Origin of the sequence: Novosphingobium profundi, from assembly GCF_020524485.1 — a bacterium.
GTDB lineage: Bacteria > Pseudomonadota > Alphaproteobacteria > Sphingomonadales > Sphingomonadaceae > Novosphingobium > Novosphingobium profundi_A.
In genome coordinates this window covers 320436-335009 of the sequence record NZ_JAIVLF010000006.1, presented here as the reverse complement: position 1 = coordinate 335009, position 14574 = coordinate 320436, and the positions used below count along the sequence as shown (strand labels likewise).

Annotated in this window: 15 protein-coding genes and 1 tRNA gene; 3 read left to right on the top strand and 13 right to left on the bottom strand. The window is 65.0% G+C overall.

Features of this window, described 5'->3' with window-relative positions; translation table 11 throughout:
- Nucleotides 1–253: 253 nt before the first annotated feature.
- Nucleotides 254–1450: an ADP-forming succinate--CoA ligase subunit beta gene (sucC, locus tag LC060_RS17940; RefSeq protein ID WP_148627032.1), complete on the bottom strand. Its 1197-nt coding sequence runs from the start codon at nucleotides 1448–1450 to the stop codon at nucleotides 254–256.
- 216 nt (nucleotides 1451–1666) lie between these two features.
- Between sucC and LC060_RS17935 the strand changes: the two genes are divergently transcribed.
- Nucleotides 1667–2461 (top strand): 3'(2'),5'-bisphosphate nucleotidase CysQ, encoded by a 795-nt coding sequence (locus LC060_RS17935; protein WP_226638035.1) that lies wholly within the window; start codon nucleotides 1667–1669, stop codon nucleotides 2459–2461.
- Here the strand turns inward: LC060_RS17935 and LC060_RS17930 are convergent.
- Both LC060_RS17930 and LC060_RS17925 read right to left on the bottom strand, forming a co-directional pair.
- Nucleotides 2449–2874, bottom strand: coding sequence for a hypothetical protein (locus tag LC060_RS17930; RefSeq protein ID WP_226638033.1), 426 nt, complete (start codon nucleotides 2872–2874; stop codon nucleotides 2449–2451). The genes LC060_RS17935 and LC060_RS17930 overlap by 13 nt on opposite strands.
- Before the next feature lie 543 nt (nucleotides 2875–3417).
- A complete protein-coding gene (locus LC060_RS17925; protein ID WP_226638031.1) occupies nucleotides 3418–4092 on the bottom strand; it encodes an OmpA family protein in 675 nt (224 codons plus the stop codon).
- A 193-nt stretch (nucleotides 4093–4285) separates the two neighbouring features.
- Here LC060_RS17925 and LC060_RS17920 point away from each other — a divergent pair, with 193 nt between their 5' ends.
- Nucleotides 4286–5620: a hemolysin family protein gene (locus tag LC060_RS17920; protein ID WP_226638029.1), complete on the top strand. Its 1335-nt coding sequence runs from the start codon at nucleotides 4286–4288 to the stop codon at nucleotides 5618–5620.
- A gap of 122 nt (nucleotides 5621–5742) precedes the next feature.
- Here the strand turns inward: LC060_RS17920 and LC060_RS17915 are convergent, their stop codons facing one another.
- From LC060_RS17915 to LC060_RS17870, 10 genes are all read right to left on the bottom strand, one after another.
- Nucleotides 5743–6132, bottom strand: coding sequence for a hypothetical protein (locus tag LC060_RS17915; RefSeq protein ID WP_226638027.1), 390 nt, complete (start codon nucleotides 6130–6132; stop codon nucleotides 5743–5745).
- 244 nt (nucleotides 6133–6376) lie between these two features.
- Nucleotides 6377–6793 carry a DUF3035 domain-containing protein gene (locus LC060_RS17910; protein WP_226638025.1) on the bottom strand — a complete coding sequence of 139 codons (417 nt, stop codon included), beginning with the start codon at nucleotides 6791–6793 and terminating at the stop codon, nucleotides 6377–6379.
- 4 nt (nucleotides 6794–6797) lie between these two features.
- Nucleotides 6798–7307, bottom strand: coding sequence for a signal peptidase II (gene lspA / locus LC060_RS17905; protein ID WP_039392021.1), 510 nt, complete (start codon nucleotides 7305–7307; stop codon nucleotides 6798–6800).
- A 5-nt stretch (nucleotides 7308–7312) separates the two neighbouring features.
- Nucleotides 7313–10135 (bottom strand): isoleucine--tRNA ligase, encoded by a 2823-nt coding sequence (gene ileS, locus LC060_RS17900; protein WP_226638023.1) that lies wholly within the window; start codon nucleotides 10133–10135, stop codon nucleotides 7313–7315.
- 75 nt (nucleotides 10136–10210) lie between these two features.
- Nucleotides 10211–11143, bottom strand: a complete 933-nt coding sequence (locus tag LC060_RS17895) for a bifunctional riboflavin kinase/FAD synthetase (RefSeq protein WP_226638021.1) — start codon at nucleotides 11141–11143, stop codon at nucleotides 10211–10213.
- Between the two features lie 9 nt (nucleotides 11144–11152).
- Nucleotides 11153–11635, bottom strand: a complete 483-nt coding sequence (locus LC060_RS17890) for a dihydrofolate reductase (protein ID WP_226638019.1) — start codon at nucleotides 11633–11635, stop codon at nucleotides 11153–11155.
- A gap of 8 nt (nucleotides 11636–11643) precedes the next feature.
- Nucleotides 11644–12702: a 5-(carboxyamino)imidazole ribonucleotide synthase gene (locus LC060_RS17885; protein WP_226638017.1), complete on the bottom strand. Its 1059-nt coding sequence runs from the start codon at nucleotides 12700–12702 to the stop codon at nucleotides 11644–11646.
- 45 nt (nucleotides 12703–12747) lie between these two features.
- Nucleotides 12748–13239 (bottom strand): 5-(carboxyamino)imidazole ribonucleotide mutase, encoded by a 492-nt coding sequence (purE, locus tag LC060_RS17880; protein WP_226638010.1) that lies wholly within the window; start codon nucleotides 13237–13239, stop codon nucleotides 12748–12750.
- Between the two features lies 1 nt (nucleotide 13240).
- Entirely contained in the window at nucleotides 13241–13933 is a 693-nt protein-coding gene (gpmA, locus tag LC060_RS17875; protein WP_039390040.1) for a 2,3-diphosphoglycerate-dependent phosphoglycerate mutase, read from the bottom strand.
- Between the two features lie 87 nt (nucleotides 13934–14020).
- Nucleotides 14021–14266 carry a hypothetical protein gene (locus LC060_RS17870; RefSeq protein ID WP_226638008.1) on the bottom strand — a complete coding sequence of 82 codons (246 nt, stop codon included), beginning with the start codon at nucleotides 14264–14266 and terminating at the stop codon, nucleotides 14021–14023.
- 164 nt (nucleotides 14267–14430) lie between these two features.
- Here LC060_RS17870 and LC060_RS17865 point away from each other — a divergent pair.
- Nucleotides 14431–14505, top strand: a tRNA-Thr gene (locus LC060_RS17865).
- The last annotated feature ends 69 nt before the right edge of the window (nucleotides 14506–14574 follow it).

The following is a 14574-nucleotide window of genomic DNA, read 5'->3' as shown; positions in this document are numbered from 1 at the left end:
CTGTTTAGCCATGCGATTAAATTGCGCGGTGGATGCCATCGCGCCCCACGCTCAAGACGTCAACCCCCGCAATTGTTCCATCGCCCCAAGAGGGGCTTTAGTCATACAGGGGCAATTGGCCCGGGGAGTGCATGAGGGGGGCTGTCCCCGGCGTACAGAGCCGGGCCGGGCCCTGTTCAAAGGGCAAAAAGAAAGCGGCGGGAGCCTTGGGCCCCCGCCGCTTTGCGTGTCGTTTCGATGCCTGTGGGGCCGATCAGGCCGCCTTGACTTCGGCGACGATCTTCTTGGCTGCATCGCCCAGGTCGTTGGCCGGAACGATCGGCAGACCCGAGTTGGCGAGGATGTCCTTGCCCTGCTGCACGTTGGTGCCTTCGAGGCGAACCACGAGCGGCACGCCCAGGTTCACTTCCTTGGCCGCCGCCACGATGCCTTCGGCAATGACGTCGCACTTCATGATGCCGCCGAAGATGTTCACGAGGATGCCCTTCACGTTGGGATCGCCGAGAATGATCTTGAACGCCGCGGTCACCTTTTCGGTGGTGGCGCCGCCGCCCACGTCGAGGAAGTTGGCGGGGAACGAGCCGTTGAGCTTGATGATGTCCATGGTCGCCATGGCAAGCCCTGCGCCGTTCACCATGCAGCCGATGTCACCATCGAGCTTGATGTAGGCCAGGTCGTACTTGCTGGCTTCGATCTCGGCCGGATCTTCCTCGGTCTCGTCGCGCAGTTCACGCACGTCGGGGTGACGGTAGAGTGCGTTCGAATCGAAGCTCATCTTGGTGTCGAGGACGAGCAGCTGGCCGTCTTCGCTTTCCACCAGCGGGTTGATCTCGAGCATGTCGCAGTCGAGGTCCATGAAGGCCTCGTAGATCTGCTTGGCGATCTTCTGCGCCTGCTTGTTGAGATCGCCGGTCAGCTTGAGACCGAAAGCGACGGCGCGGCCGTGGTGGGGCTGGAAGCCTTCGGCCGGGTCGATCGTGATCGTGGTGATCTTTTCCGGAGTCGAGTGGGCGACTTCCTCGATGTCCATGCCGCCTTCGGTCGAGGCGATCATCGCGACGCGGCCGGTGGCGCGGTCGACGAGCATCGAGAAGTAGTATTCCTTGGCGATGTCGACGCCGTCGGTCACGTAGAGGCGGTTGACCTGCTTGCCTGCATCACCCGTCTGGATGGTGACGAGGGTGTTGCCGAGCATTTCCTTTGCGAATTCCTCAACCTCGTCGATCGACTTGGCGAGGCGCACGCCGCCCTTGGCGTCGGGGCCGAGTTCCTTGAACTTGCCCTTGCCACGGCCACCGGCGTGAATCTGCGCCTTGACGACGTAGAGCGGTCCGGGAAGCTGCTTGGCGGCGGCAACGGCTTCTTCGACGGTCAGGGCGGGGATGCCGGCGGGGATGCCCACGCCGTACTTCGCAAGCAGTTCCTTGGCCTGATATTCGTGAATGTTCATCGGTCAGTCGCTTTCTGCTGGAGTTTCCTCGAAGGAGGGCGCGAATGGTGATTTTTGCAACGCCGCCTAAGCATATCCCTGCGCGCTTGAAAAGGCCTCTAAGGCTCCGCATGACGTGGGAAATGGACATCCGGGCGACTTTGTCGGCAAATCGCGAGGGAGTTTCGGCATAATGCGAAGCAATATCAATAGATCGGTGCCGGAGGGCTTCCCGCGATGATCGACCGCGCACGTCTCGAGGCGATCGTGCGCGAGGCCGGGCGCATTGCGCTCGCCGCCTGGCCGGGCGACGGACATGTCCTGGCGCACTGGGAGAAGGACCCGGGCAGTCCGGTCAGCGCCGCCGACCTTGCCGTGGATGCCTACCTCAAACGCGAGCTGCACGCGCTGCTGCCCGCTGCGGGATGGTTGAGCGAGGAGACGCTCGACAGCGGCGCGCGTTGCGCGCAGGACCTGGTCTGGCTGGTCGATCCCATCGACGGCACGCGCGACTTCATTGGCGGGCGAGATGGCTGGGCGGTTTCCGTGGCGCTGGTCAACCGCCACCGTCCGCTCTTCGGCTATCTTTACGCGCCCGCGCGCCGTCGCGCGGAAGGCGGGGAGTTCTGGAAAGGCGAGCTGGGGCGGGGCGCCACGCGCAACGGCATCCCTCTCATGGCGAGCGCGCGTCCCGCGCTGGCGGGCGCGCGGGTACCGGCACGCAAGCTCGCGCCCGAGGACGCGGATCTGCTGCGCATCGAGCAGCCCAACTCGATCGCGCTGCGCATGGCGATGGTGGCGGCCGACGAGGCGGACCTGCTGGCCACGCTGCGCTGGGGGTTTGAATGGGACATTGCCGCCGCTGGGCTGATTGCGCGCGAGGCGGGTGCGGCCGTGACCGATGCCTTCGGCAAGCCGCTCAACTACAACAAGCACGATCCGCGCGCGTTCGGCGTCCTGTGCTGTTCGAGCGCGATGCACGGCGAGGCGGTGGCCCGCCTCGCCGACCGGGCCGCGCGTTACTCGGCGTAAGCCTGAGGGGCGTGGCTCTCGTTCGAGGCACGCCACAGCTCGCGCATCTGGCGAAGGCCCGCATCTTCCTGGGGTGGGATCACGTTCGGGGCGAGTTGGGGAAAGACGCTCTCCGGTTCGCCGCTGGTCGCTGGCGCCTTGGCGGAATGCGCCGTAGCCACAGAGAGCAGCGTCGACTTCAGTTCCTCGGCGCCGCAGGGCCAGGGCAGATAAGCGCCCGCACCCTTGAGGAGCGCGGCGGAACGGCGCTGCGGGCTCGCGTCGGCCGAGAAGGCGACGAAGGGCAGGTCCTTGTGGTGCATGTGCATGAGTCGGCACAGCGAATCCACCGCTCCGCCCGCATCCTCGACCAGCAGGACCGCGTCTCTGGGCCAGCACTGGGTGAGTTCGGAATAGTGTTCCAGTGGAATCACGTAACTTGCTAGATTGGTCAGCTCGTGGGCAATTTTTGCCCGTCGATGCACATCACTATCTATAAGTACAAACTGCGCTCTTTCCACTTTCGCCTCCATACTGAAAACAATTTCTCTCATGAAAATACATAAAATCACGAATGAATTGATTTCGTATTTCACGTAATGGATAACCAATAGTGCTTCTGATCTAAGGGTAATTACTAGGAGATCGGCCCGTATGAGGGTGGAAGGCGCAATTAAGCGTCAATGTGGTGGAAAGATAATCAGAAGTGCAAAACTGCGGGTGAGTCAGGTGCAACTGAAGCCGGATTCCCGAAGCGCGGAAAAGCGCGACTGTTGCGCTTTGCGCAACATCATTCGCCGTTTCGTCATTTGCCCGAATCCGGGCTTGAACGTACATGGGACGGGCCTTTCAGGCATCCTCTCCCAAATGAACTAAAACGGCCGGTCCGACATGGACCGGCCTTTTTTTTGCCCTGCGCGGGCGAGGATAGGGAAGCGTGCAGCCCATGGGGGCGCACGCTTCGCATCTCGGGGCGATCAGTTCGCCGAGCGGGCGTCCTCGGTCGTGACCGGGGTGATCTTGATCTCCACGCGGCGGTTGAGCGCTCGGCCCTCGGCGGTGGTGTTGTCGGCGACGGGGTAATCCTCACCCATGCCCTGGGTCTGCAGACGGGCCGAAGCGACACCGCGGCTGATCAGGTAGCGCGCGACCGAATCGGCGCGGCGCTTGGAGAGGTCGAGGTTGTAGCTGGCCGCGCCGGTCGAATCGGTGTGGCCGTAGACGTCGACGAGGCTGTTGGGATACTCGACCATCGACTGCGCGACCTTGTCGAGCGAGCTCTGGAACGAGGGGCTGATTGCGGTCGAATCGACGGCGAAGGTCACGTCGGGCAGGTTGACGAGAATGCCGTCACCTTCCTGCGTCACGTCGATGCCCGAACCGGCGGTGTCTTCCTTCAGCTCCTTGATCTGCTTGTCCATCTGGTAGCCGACCACACCGCCCGCGACGCCGCCGATGCCTGCACCGACGATGCGTGCAGTCTTGCCGCCGATGACGCTGCCCAGAAGGTAGCCCAGACCCGCACCGCCAGCACCGCCGATGGCCGTGCGCGACACCTTGCGCTCGCCCGTGTTGGGATCGGTGACGCAGGCCGAGAGGCCCACCAGCGAAAGAGCGGCCGCTGCACTGACGAACAAACGCGATTTTTTCATAACGATGCCTTTCCTAGATCCGCATGCCTGCAGGAGGTCTGTGCTGTCGTGCACATTAATCCCTCCTGTCCACCTTGCCCACAACGAACAATGGGTCAGGGTGTTCCGCAGGTAGGGCCAAACTCGTTTTTGAGAGGCAAGGGACACGCAACCGCTTCGCGCTGCCGCCGAACTCTGCTAGCGCAGATCCATTGTGACGCCATTTCCCTGGACCGACCTTCTCGTCATCGTTGGGCTGATCCTGCTCAATGGCCTTTTCGCCATGTCCGAGCTCGCCATCGTGTCGGCGCGTGTCCCGCGCCTGCAGGTCAGCGCGGACAAAGGCAATGCGGCGGCCCGGACTGCGATCGCGCTGGCGCAGGACCCGGGCAAGTTCCTCTCGACCGTCCAGATCGGCATCACCCTCATCGGCATCGTCGCGGGCGCCTATTCGGGCGCCAGCCTGGGCGGTCCGGTGGGCGAGCGTCTGGCCATGCTGGGCGTGCCCGCGGCCTATGCCGATGAAGCGGGCTTTGCTCTTGTGATCGTGGCGACGACCTACGCCAGCCTGGTGGCGGGGGAACTGGTCCCCAAGCAGCTCGCGCTGCGCGCGGCCGAGCCGGTGGCCATCGTGATGGCTCTGCCGATGGCCTGGATGGCGCGGATCATGGCGCCATTCGTGTGGCTGCTCGACCGCTCCTCAGGGCTGATCCTGCGCCTCCTGGCGATCCGTGGCGGCGCGCAGGAGCGGCTGACCTCCGAGGAACTCCAGATGATCTTCGCCGAGGCCACGCGTTCGGGCGTGATCGAGGAAGAGGAGCGCGCGATGATGGCGGGCGTCATGCGCCTGGCCGACCGCCCGGTGCGCGAACTGATGACGCCGCGCAACCAGCTCGACTGGATCGTCCTTGACGCGAGCGAGGCGGAACTGCGCGCCCGGATCGAGGAAACGCCGCATTCGCTGCTGCCTGTAGCGCAGGAGGAATCGCGCGACACCATCGTTGGCGTCCTCAAGGTGCGCGAAGTTCTCGCCGCGCTGGTTGCGGGTGAGCGCGTCGACATCGCGAAAATGATGACGCGCGCTGAGGTCATACCCGACCAGCTCGATGCCATGGACGCGCTGCGCAAGCTCCAGAGCGCGCCCGTCGCGATGGCCTTCGTCCACGACGAATACGGGCACCTCGAAGGCATCGTGACACCCACCGACGTGCTCGAGGCGCTGGTGGGCAATTTCGCCAGCCACCAGGACGTGGGCGATGCGCCGCTGGTGATCGACCGGGAGGACGGCTCGATGCTCGTCTCGGGAGCGATGCCCGCTGATGCGCTCGCCGACCGCCTCGCCATGACGCTGCCCGAAGATCGCGAATTCGCGACGGCCGCGGGCTATATCCTCGCCGTCCTCAAGAAGGTGCCGGGGGAGGGCGAACACTTTACCGAGCAGGGCTGGCGCTTCGAGGTGGTCGATATGGACGGCCTCAAGATCGACAAGATTCTTATCCAGCGGCAGGGCGACGAGGCGGAAGGCGACGGCGTTACCGGCGAGGGGTGAGACGCCACCAGAAGGATGATTCCGAGGGCCATTGCCCTCGGGCTCCCCAAACTGTCGAGCGCACCCTTGGCCCAGGCGGCGTGGACAAATTCATACGTCGGGTTTCGCCCCATTGCGGACATTCAGCGCCTAATCAGAGCAAAAGCAGGTTCACCGCTTGAAATAACGTCAAGGCAACCGGAACCAGTAATGAACCGATAATGCTTAGGCGATCCTTGTGAGATACGCCAACTCTCTGATTGCGCCTCGAAAAAAGGGTCGCCTTCTACTCTGTAGGCAAAGTGGTGGGGAACAAGACCAGCCCAATCCCCTGGATGGCTTTCCGTAGACAATGGAAACTCGTCCATCATTCGCACAATTACACCATATCCAAGAAAGCTCACCTCCAAGACGCGGTCATCATTCCAAATTTCGAATGTAGCGGTCTCTCGTTGCCAATCGAATGAGACCAGATCCGCTGCATCTGCATCTGCCCAAGGTGCTTTGCTCTCGATCGGGAAATACTTGATCATGTAATCAAGCTAATGATTGTACAGGATAAGCGCTACATCTTTGTATGTCGGCTTCCCACCCATTTCAGTCGTTCCGATCAGTGCCGAATTCGTCCAGGCGGCCTAGGGCGGTGAGGTCGCCTGGTTCGGGGTCAAGGGGCGATGGCCCCTTGAATCGGGCTTTTCTTCTCTCCCAACTTCACACGCAAAAAGGGCCGGGAGAGCATCGCCTTCCCGGCCCTTTTCGTAACTCTGGAAGCCTGGTTCAGCCGCCGACGGCGACCTGCGCTTCGCGGCCGTCGCCTTCAGGGGCGGACAGGATCGAGCGGGTCACCTGGCCCTTGGCCACGGTGTAGGTGTCGGGATCGCCCACGGTCGAGCGGATGCCGGGCTCTGCCTTGCCGGCCATGGCGAGGGCTGCGGTTTCCACGTCGCTGCGGGCCTGCGGGCCGCCGAACAGCGCATCGAGAGTCTGCTCCTGAAGCGCGCCGTCGGAGGGGCGCGGTTCGCCCTGCTTGGGCGGCTGCAGCGAGAAGTCGGGCGGCACGACCAGCGGCGTCTGGCGCTGGACGGCGAATTCGTCCGGCCGCGCGCGGTTGAACAGGCCGCTGCTGCCGCAGGCCGAGAGCAGGAATGCGCCGCTCGTGACAAGGATCAGGGCGCCGGTCTTCTTAACGAACATCAAATCAACTCTCCGGAGCGGGGCTTGCTGTGGTTTCGGGCTTGTCGCGCGAAAGGAGCGTGCGGGCAAGGATAATCAGGACGCCCAGGGTAATCGCGGCATCGGCGATGTTGAAGACCAGGAAAGGCCTCCATTCGCCGAAATGCAGGTCGGCAAAGTCGACCACGTAGCCGAAGCTGAAGCGGTCGCGGATGTTGCCGAGCGCGCCGCCCAGGACCAGGCCGAGCGCGCCGATCTCGGGCAGCTTGCGCTCGCGCAGCAGCCACACGAAGACGAACAGCGCTATGGCCGCGGTCATCGCCACCAGCGCCCAGCGCCCCTCGGGCGAGCCCGCGGTGAAGAGGCCGAGCGAGACGCCGAAGTTCTGCGTGAAGCGCAGCGCGAAGAAGGGCAGGATTTCCTGCACGTCGCCCACCCGGTCGATGCCGAGCGGGCCCGTGACCCAGGACTTCACGCCCTGGTCGACAAGGAACACAAGGGCTGCGGCCAGAAGGCCGAGCAGGCGCTTGCGCATGAGGGTCACGCGGCGGTCTCCGGCGCGTCCACCACGTCTTCACAGCGCCCGCACAGCGCGCCGTCTTCCGAAACTTCGGGAAGCAGGCGCCAGCAACGGCCGCACTTGTGGTGGGTGGTCTTGGTGACGGTCACGTCCTCGCCTTGCCCGCGCGAGACTGTCGCGGTGATGAACAGCGCGGCCAGGTCGGCGTCCGAGAAGCCCTCGGGCACGGCGCTGGCGGGAACGGTGACTTCGGCCTCGAGGCTGGAGCGCACGGTCTTCTCGCGGCGCAGCGGTTCGATGGCCTCGGTGACCTTTTCGCGCAGGGTGCGCAGGGCCGCCCAGGTGTCCTTGTCAGCCTTGGGCGCGGGGACTTCGGGCCATTCCAGAAGGTGGACGCTGCCGCCTTCGGGATAACGCGAGGTCCACACTTCCTCGGCCGTGAACACGGTGACCGGGGTCGCGTAGCGCACCAGCGCGTGGAACAGCGTGTCGAGCGCGGTGCGGTAGGCGCGGCGCTCGAGGCTGGCCGGATCGTCGCAGTAGAGACGGTCCTTGCGGATGTCGAAGAAGAAGGCCGAGAGGTCCTCGTTGCAGAAGTCGAGGAGACGCCGCACGTAGGTGTTGAAGTCGTAGTCGGCGACGGCCTGCTTCAGGTCCGCGTCGAGATCGGCCAGCAGCGCGAGCATGTAGCGTTCGAGCTCAGGCATGTCGGCGAGGCCAATGCGCTCGTCCTCGGCGAAATCGCTGAGCGCGCCGAGCATGTAGCGGAAGGTGTTGCGCAGGCGGCGGTACTGGTCGCCCACGCCCTTCAGGATCTCATCGCCAATGCGGTGGTCCTCGGTGAAGTCGACCGAGAGCGCCCAGAGGCGGATGATGTCCGCGCCGCTGGTCTCCATGACCTTGATCGGGCTGATCGTGTTGCCCAGCGACTTCGACATCTTGAAGCCCTTGGCGTCCATCGTGAAGCCGTGGGTGAGCACCGCCTTGTAGGGCGCATGGCCGCGCGTGGCGCAGGCTTCGAGAAGCGAGGACTGGAACCAGCCACGGTGCTGGTCGGAGCCTTCGAGATAGAGGTCCGCGTGCGGGCCTTCATAGCCTTCGGGGCGCAGCAATTCGGGCCACTTGCCCGATTCCAGGACGAAGGCGTGGGTCGAGCCGGAATCGAACCAGACGTCGAGAATGTCGACGACGCGCTCGTAATCCTCGGCCTTGTAGGCATCGCCCAGGTATTCCTGTGCGCGCTCGTCCGACCAGGCATCGACGCCGCTTTCGCGGATGGCCGCGATGATGCGTGTGTTAACCGCCTCGTCGACGAGGTATTCGCCGGTTGCGCGGTTCACGAAGAGCGTGATCGGCACGCCCCAGGCGCGCTGGCGCGAGAGCACCCAGTCGGGACGGCCCTGGACCATCGCGCCGATGCGGTTGCGGCCCTTGGCGGGCACGAAGCGCGTGTGGGCAAGCGCCATTTCGGCGGTTTCGCGCAGCGTCATGCCATCGGGCATGCCCGAGGTGGCCGAGGGCTTGTCCATGGGCACGAACCACTGCGGGGTGCAGCGGTAGATGACCTTGGCCTTCGAGCGCCACGAATGCGGGTAGGAGTGGCTGTAGTCGGCCGAGGCCGAAAGCAGCGCGCCAGCCTCCTTGAGGTCCGAGCAGATCGGGCCGTCGGGGGCGGTGAACTTGGGGTTGATGACCGAGGCCGAGCGTTCGTCGGTGCGCGGCAGCCACAGCCAGTCCTCGCGGTAGCGGCCATCGGCCTCGACCACGAACTTGGGATTGAGGCCGTTGGCCTTGCACAGGTCGAAGTCGTCCTCGCCGTGATCGGGGGCGAGGTGGACAAGGCCGGTGCCCGAATCGGTGGTGACGAAATCGCCCGCGAGCATCGGGCGCAGTTCGGCGTAGAAGCCGCCCAGGTGATGCATCGGGTGGCGCACCTTGGTGCCTTCGAGCCCTGCGCCCTTCATGAAGAAGTGCAGGTCGTGCGTTTCATGGCCCAGGCGCTTGATGAAGGCGTCGACCAGCGGCTCGGCGATGAGGTAGCGCCGGCCATCGGCCTCGATCAGGTGGTAATCGATGTGGGAGCCGTAGGCGAGCGCCTGGTTGACGGGGATCGTCCAGGGCGTGGTCGTCCAGATCACCGCGTAGGCGCCGATGAGGTCGGGGTCCTGCGATTCGACGATCTCGAAGGCGACGTCGATCTGGGTCGAGACGATGTCCTCGTACTCGACTTCGGCTTCGGCCAGCGCGGTCTTCTCGACCGGCGACCACATGACCGGCTTGGCGCCGCGGTAGAGCATGTTGCTCTGGGCAAACTTCAGGAGTTCGGTGACGATGGTGGCCTCGGCGTCGAAGTCCATCGTCAGGTAGGGCTGGTCCCAGTTGCCGTTGATGCCCAGGCGCTTCAACTGCTCGCGCTGGGTATCGACCCACTGGCGCGCGTAGGCGCGGCATTCGGCGCGGAATTCCTCGGCGGGAACCTCGTCCTTGTTCTTCTTCTTCTTGCGGTACGCCTCTTCCACCTTCCACTCGATGGGAAGGCCGTGGCAGTCCCAGCCCGGCACGTAGGGCGCGTCCTTGCCCAGCAGCGTCTGCGTGCGCACGACCATGTCCTTGAGGATATGGTTGAGCGCATGGCCGATGTGCATGTCGCCATTGGCGTAGGGCGGGCCGTCGTGGAGGATGAACTTTTCGCGGCCCGCGCGCGCGGCGCGAACCTGGTCGTAAATCCGCTCGTTTTCCCAACGCGAAAGAATACCGGGCTCCTTCTGGGCGAGGCCGGCCTTCATGGGGAAATCGGTCTTCGGCAGGAAGACGGTGTCTTTGTAGTCGCGTTGTTCAGTCATGACCGGCCGCCACTAGAGCAATTGCGCGGTTCTTGGAAGGGAGGAAGAGTCCATGAACGGACTCTCTTGTGCCAATCAGGTCAGGGGAGCGAGAAGTTCGCGTGCCTTGACGCAGTCGCGCCCGATCTGAGTCATCATTTCCTCGATCGAGGCGAACTTGGCCTCGGGGCGCAGGAAGTGGTGGAACTCCACCTCGATGACGAGGTCGTACATGTCCTCCGACACGTCGAAGAAATGCGGCTCCAGCAGCTCCAGCGGGGGCTGGATTGTCGGGCGGATGCCCAGGTTCGCCGCGCCCGGAATCCGGCGCCCGTCCGGGAAATTGCCGATTACGGCATAGATTCCGTAGTGCGGGCGCAGGTAGCTCGCCATGTCGATGTTGGCGGTGGGAAAGCCCATCTGGCGCCCGAACTTGTTGCCGTGCTGGACGGGCCCGCGCACCGCGAAGGGGCGGGTGAGAAGGCGTGCAGCGGCCTCGCAGTCGCCCGCGATGAGCGCTTCGCGCACGCGGCTCGACGAGATAGGTCCATACTGGTCGTGAACCGCAGGCACAGTGCGGTTGGTAACGCCGAATCGGGCTCCGATCTCGCGCAGCACGTCGGGATTGCCACCCCGGCCCTTGCCGAAGGTGAAATCCTCGCCGGTGACGACGCCGGCCACACCGAGCTGGCGGTGGAGGACTTCCTCGATCCATTCGGCCGCGGTCATGCTGGCCATCAGCCGGTCGAAGTGGAGCACGAGCATGGCATCGGCCCCGGCCGCGCCGAACAGGTCCTCGCGCTGGTCGAGCGTGGTCAGTCGGAAGGGCGCCGCGTCGGGCTGGAACAGGCGCACCGGGTGCGGATCGAAGGTCGCCACGATGACCGGGCGGCCCTCGGCGCGCGCCCAGCGGATCGCTTCGCCGACGACGGCCTGGTGGCCCTGGTGGAAACCATCGAAGTTGCCCAGCGCGACAATGGCGCCGTGGAGCGAATCGGGGACGGGTACGCGGTTGTCGAGGCGAATCATGTCTGGCGGCTATAGGTTGCGCTGGAGGGTCACGAAAGCGTGAGGCGGAAAATTGCCGTTTGCCGGATGTTCCTCGCGCGCGGTCTCGCGCCAGGTGTCGTCCAGGATCGGGAAATGCGTGTCGCCGACGTAGTCCTCGTGGATCTCGGTCAGCTCGATGCGGTGGGCGTGGTCCAGGAACAGCGCGTAGATCTCGGCTCCGCCGATGATCGCGATCTCGCCTTCGCCTGCCTGCGCCAGCGCGTCCTGGGCGGTGTGGACCACTTCGGCGCCCTCGGCCTGCCAGGCAACATCGCGGGTGAGCACGATGTGGCGGCGGCCGGGGAGGGGCGAGGGAAAGCTCTCGAAGGTCTTGCGGCCCATGATCATGGGCTTGCCCATGGTCAGCGCCTTGAAACGCTTGAGGTCCGCGGGAAGGCGCCAGGGCAGTTGCCCGTCGAGGCCGATCACACCGTTCGCCGCGCGGGCGGTGATGAGGAAGATGTCCTGCACCTGCCCGCTCAGTCGAAAGTCAGGCGGGTGACGTGGCCCATCTTGCGGCCCGGGCGCACATCGCCCTTGCCGTAGAGGTGCAGGTGGTTGGCCGGGTCCTTGAGGATCTCGGCCCAGTCGTTCGCATCCTCGCCGATGAGGTTGCGCATTTCCACAGCGTCGGCGGCAAGCTCGGTGCTGCCCAGCGGGAGCCCGCAGATCGCGCGAATGTGGTTCTCGAACTGGCAGGTGACCGCGCCCTCGATGGTCCAGTGGCCGGAGTTGTGGACGCGCGGGGCCATCTCGTTGAAGACGGGGCCCGCCTCGGTCGCAAAGAACTCCAGGGTCAGGACGCCGACGTAGTCGAGTGCGTCGGCGACCTTGGCGGCAAGCTCGCGCGCGGCAGGCACCTGCGCGGTGATCGCGGCGGGTGCGGGCACGGTGCTGAGCGCGAGGATGCCGTCCTCGTGGCGGTTGTGCGCGGAATCGAAATAGCGGATCTCGCCGTCCTGGCCGCGGCACAGGATCACCGAGAACTCGGCCGAGAAGTGGACGAAGCCCTCGTAGATGAGCGGCTGGTCGGGCAGGTCGAGGCCCTCGGCGTCTTCGGGCGACATGATCCGCCACTGGCCCTTGCCGTCATAGCCGTCGCGCCGGGTCTTGAGGATGCCGGGCGTGCCGATCTTGGCGATGGCGGCGCGCAGGTCCTCGGGCGAATCCACGGGCGCGAAGGGGGCTGGGGTGCCGCCCAGTTCGGTGACGAAGGTTTTCTCGTTGAGGCGATCCTGCGCGGTTTCAAGCGCGCGCGGGTGCGGGAAGACCGGCACCTCGCCCAGCGCGGCGAGCGGGGCGACGGGCACGTTCTCGAACTCGTAAGTCACCACCGCGCAGTCGGCCGCGAAGGCCGACAGGCCCGCCGCGTAGTCAAACGCGGCCTGGGTGTGCGCAGCGCTCACCTCGGCGGCGACCGAGTGGTCCTCGGGCGCATAGATATGGCAGCGGTAGCCAAGCCGCGCGGCGGCCATCGCGAGCATCCGGCCAAGCTGGCCGCCACCAAGAATTCCGATGGTTTCGCCGGGAGCAATCATGCGCTGTCGTATCTGCCTTTGCGGTCGTGTGAGGAAGGGGGGGGATCAGTCGGAGGTCGGGCGCTCGGCGACGCTCTGCGTCTGCTTTGCGCGGAAGGCCTTGAGCCGCTCGGCCAGGCCCTCGTCCGAGGTCGAGAGGATCGAGGCAGCCAGCAGGCCCGCATTGGCCGCGCCCGCCTCACCGATGGCGAGCGTGCCGACCGGGATCCCTGCGGGCATCTGCACGATCGAGAGCAGGCTGTCCTGGCCCGAGAGCGCGCGGCTCTGGACCGGAACGCCCAGCACCGGCAGATGCGTCATCGAGGCGACCATGCCCGGCAGGTGGGCGGCACCGCCCGCACCTGCGATCACGACCTTGAAGCCGTCCTCTTCCGCGCTCTTGGCGAAGTCGACGAGGCGGTCGGGCGTACGGTGGGCCGAGACGATGCGGGCATCGTAGGCGACCTCGAGCGTGTCAAGCATGTCGGCGGCGCGCTGCATCGTCGGCCAGTCCGACTGGCTGCCCATGATGATGGCGACGCGGGGCTTCTCGCTCATCTCAACGCTCCGAGAGGTAGTAGCGGTCGAGAACCGCAAGGTCGGTGTCGAGATCGTAGACGATCGGCTGGCCGGTCGGGATCTCGAGGCCGGTGATCTCCTCGTCGGAGATGCCCGAGAGGTGCTTGACCAGCGCGCGCAGCGAGTTGCCATGCGCCGAGACGATCACGCAGGCGTCCGCGCTTGTCTTGAGGTGCGGCACGATCGAGCTCTCATAATAGGGCAGGACGCGCGCGATGGTGTCCTTGAGGCTCTCGGTCTGGGGCACGTCGATCCCGGCGTAGCGCGGGTCGGAAGCCAGATCGAACTCGCTGCCGCGTTCGAGCACCGGCGGGGGCGTGTCGAAGCTGCGGCGCCAGATCTTGACCTGGTCCTCGCCGTGCTTCTCGGCGGTCTCGGCCTTGTTGAGACCGGTCAGGCCACCGTAGTGACGCTCGTTCAGGCGCCAGTCCTTGGTCTCCGGGATCCACAGGATGCCCGCCTCCTCCAGCGCGTAGTGCAGCGTCTTGATCGCGCGGGTCTGCAGCGAGGTGAACGCGACCGTGGGCAGGATACCCTTGTCCTTGAGCAGGCGTCCGGCGGCGCGGGCTTCGCCTTCGCCCTTCTCGGTAAGATCGACGTCCCACCAGCCGGTGAAGCGGTTTTCAAGATTCCACTGGCTCTGGCCGTGGCGGACAAGGATCAGACGGGGCAAGGCAGGTATCCTTTGCTGGTATCGTCGCCCCGGTGGCATCCGGCTGATGCACCGTGCGGGCAAGGCTACGGGTCTTGGCGCAAGCCCCTAGCTTTCCGGGGGCGGTTTGGGAAGCCTGCCTGATTCGTGTCCGGCGCGCGGAGAGGGCGAGTCGCTTGCCGATTCGCTGTCGGATCCGGCCGATTCGGGCACGGTGGTGGCGCGGGCCTGCGCCTTGCGGCGTCGCAGGTTCTCGCGCAGCTTGGCCGCGAGACGTTCCTCGCGGGTCAGGTTCTTCCCCCCGGAAACCGCAGACTTGTCGGGCTTGGGAGAGGATTTGTCGGGACCGCTCATGGCCTGTGCAATGGCCCTGCTCACGAGAAAGTGCAAGCAGCGCTTGACAATTCATTCCGGCACGACCAATAGCGCCCCCCTGTCCTCGGGACGCTTCACTTCCCCCGCGAAGAGAGGCCGATTTTCCAGGACGGCGCTTTGAAATTTTCAGCGCCCGGTTCGGCGCTGCTGTAGCTCAGTGGTAGAGCGCACCCTTGGTAAGGGTGAGGTCGGGAGTTCAATCCTCCCCAGCAGCACCATTCCCCCTTCTTCCAGATATATCTGTCTGTCGCATTGCAGCATCGGCGATGCGTCTTTTTCCTATCTGT

Bases quoted from the DNA above. Each gene is read 5' to 3' on its own strand.
- LC060_RS17870 (WP_226638008.1), bottom strand. From the start codon at position 14,266: ATGAGCGGTCCCGACAAATCCTCTCCCAAGCCCGACAAGTCTGCGGTT.
- purE (WP_226638010.1), bottom strand. From the start codon at position 13,239: ATGAGCGAGAAGCCCCGCGTCGCCATCATCATGGGCAGCCAGTCGGAC.
- LC060_RS17885 (WP_226638017.1), bottom strand. From the start codon at position 12,702: ATGATTGCTCCCGGCGAAACCATCGGAATTCTTGGTGGCGGCCAGCTT.
- LC060_RS17895 (WP_226638021.1), bottom strand. From the start codon at position 11,143: ATGATTCGCCTCGACAACCGCGTACCCGTCCCCGATTCGCTCCACGGC.
- LC060_RS17915 (WP_226638027.1), bottom strand. From the start codon at position 6,132: ATGATCAAGTATTTCCCGATCGAGAGCAAAGCACCTTGGGCAGATGCA.
- LC060_RS17935 (WP_226638035.1), top strand. From the start codon at position 1,667: ATGATCGACCGCGCACGTCTCGAGGCGATCGTGCGCGAGGCCGGGCGC.
- ileS (WP_226638023.1), bottom strand. From the start codon at position 10,135: ATGACTGAACAACGCGACTACAAAGACACCGTCTTCCTGCCGAAGACC.
- sucC (WP_148627032.1), bottom strand. From the start codon at position 1,450: ATGAACATTCACGAATATCAGGCCAAGGAACTGCTTGCGAAGTACGGC.
- LC060_RS17925 (WP_226638031.1), bottom strand. From the start codon at position 4,092: ATGAAAAAATCGCGTTTGTTCGTCAGTGCAGCGGCCGCTCTTTCGCTG.
- lspA (WP_039392021.1), bottom strand. From the start codon at position 7,307: ATGCGCAAGCGCCTGCTCGGCCTTCTGGCCGCAGCCCTTGTGTTCCTT.
- LC060_RS17910 (WP_226638025.1), bottom strand. From the start codon at position 6,793: ATGTTCGTTAAGAAGACCGGCGCCCTGATCCTTGTCACGAGCGGCGCA.